Origin of the sequence: Streptomyces sp. NPDC000151 (assembly GCF_040301705.1) — a bacterium.
Classification (GTDB): Bacteria; Actinomycetota; Actinomycetes; order Streptomycetales; family Streptomycetaceae; genus Streptomyces.
In genome coordinates this window covers 1-1,622 of the sequence record NZ_JBEPFC010000302.1, presented here as the reverse complement: position 1 = coordinate 1,622, position 1,622 = coordinate 1, and the positions used below count along the sequence as shown (strand labels likewise).

The window sequence follows — 1,622 nt, the reverse complement described above, 5'->3', positions numbered from 1 at the left end:
GTGGCGGCGGCGGGGGCACGCAGCGCCGCGGGCAGGTCGCCCGGCGCGGCGCACACCACCCGGCGCCGCGCGAACGCGGTCCGCCCTACGCGCAGGGTGTGGGCGACATCCGCCGCCCTGGCTCCGCCGCGCTCCAGCTCGTCCGCCAACTCCTCGGACAGCGCCCGCAGTTCGGCGTCGTCGCGGGCCGAGAGCACCAGGCGTACCCGGTCACGGTCCGGTGCCTCGGGGCGTACGGGCCGCGGCGGCGGGCCGAGGACGACGCCGGCGTTGGTACCGCCCAGGCCCATCGAGTTGACCAGGACGTACGCGTCCCCTTCGGTGATGCGGCCGGGCTCGGTGGTGATGCGGAAGGGGCTGTCGGCGAGCTCGCCGGGGCTGCGGGGGCGGTCGAAGCCGGGGTGCGGGGGCAGCTCGCCCGTGCGGGCCACCTCGACGGCCTTGATGAGCCCGGCGATGCCCGCGGCGGGCCCGCAGTGGCCGATGTTGGCCTTGACCGAGCCCAGGGCGCAGAAGCCGGTGCGGTCGGCGGGCGCGGCCAGGCCCTGGGTCAGGCCGCGCAGTTCGATGCGGTCGCCGAGCGGGGTGCCGGAGCCGTGTGCCTCGACGTACCGGAGCTGGTCGCCGCGGACGCCCGCGACGTCGAGCGCGGTGGCGACCACGTCGGCGAGCCCGGCGGGGCTGGGTGCGGTGAAGCCGGAGCGGGCCGATCCGTCGTTGCCGACGGCCGAGCCGTGGAGGACCGCGAGCACCGGGTCGCCGTCCGCGAGCGCGTCGGAGAGCCGGCGCAGCACCACGACGCCGACGCCGGAGCTGAAGGACGTACCGGTGGAGCGCGCGTCGAACGGGCGGCAGTGGCCGTCGTGGGAGGCCAGGGCGCCGGGCTGGTGCCGGTAGCCGAGCACCGGCTCGTTGACGGCCGCGCCGCCGGCCAGCGCCAGGTCGCATTCGCCCGCGAGCAGGCTGAGCACGGCGTAGTGCACCGCGGTCAGCGACGAGGAGCAGGCGGTCTGCACGCCGATGGACGGACCGCGCAGGCCCAGCTTGTACGCCACCCGGGAGGGCAGGAAGTCGCCCAGGCCGCCCAGGTGCAGCATGACGTCGTCCACCGCGCCCAGCACGCCGTCGGCGCGCGCCCTGGCGACTTGGAGCGCCGCCATGTACGTGCTGGGGCTGCCGCCCGCGAAGACGCCGGTGACCAGCGGGTCGCCGGTGGGCGGGTGCCCGGCCGACTCCAGCGCTTCCCAGCTCACTTCGAGGAAGAGCCGCTGCTGCGGGTCGGTGGCCTCGGCCTCGGTGGGTGAGTAGCCGAAGAACTCGGCGGCGAATTCCTCGGCGCCGTCCAGCGTCGCCGCGGTCGTCACGTACGAGGGGTCGTCCAGGGTCTCGTCGGTCAGCCCGGCCGCGCGCAGGGCCGCCCGGTCCAGCTCCCGGAACGCCACCCTGCCCGCGGCGAGGTTCCGCAGGAACTCCCTGGAGTTGCGGGCGCCGGGGAAACGGCAGCCGGTGCCGATGACCGCTATGGCCGCGTCGTCGTTCACGCCGCCGGCTCCGCGGAGCCGGCGCTGCCCGCGCCGCGGCGGTCGCGGCCGAGGAGGCGCGCGCGGCCCGCCGCGGCCCCG

The 1,622-nt window shown here is 77.0% G+C and carries 1 protein-coding gene; it reads right to left on the bottom strand.

The window, feature by feature from the left end:
- Nucleotides 1–1,541: beta-ketoacyl synthase N-terminal-like domain-containing protein (locus tag ABT381_RS35695; protein ID WP_351602260.1), on the bottom strand; the 1,541-nt coding region annotated here is incomplete at its 3' end.
- Nucleotides 1,542–1,622 lie beyond the last annotated feature (81 nt).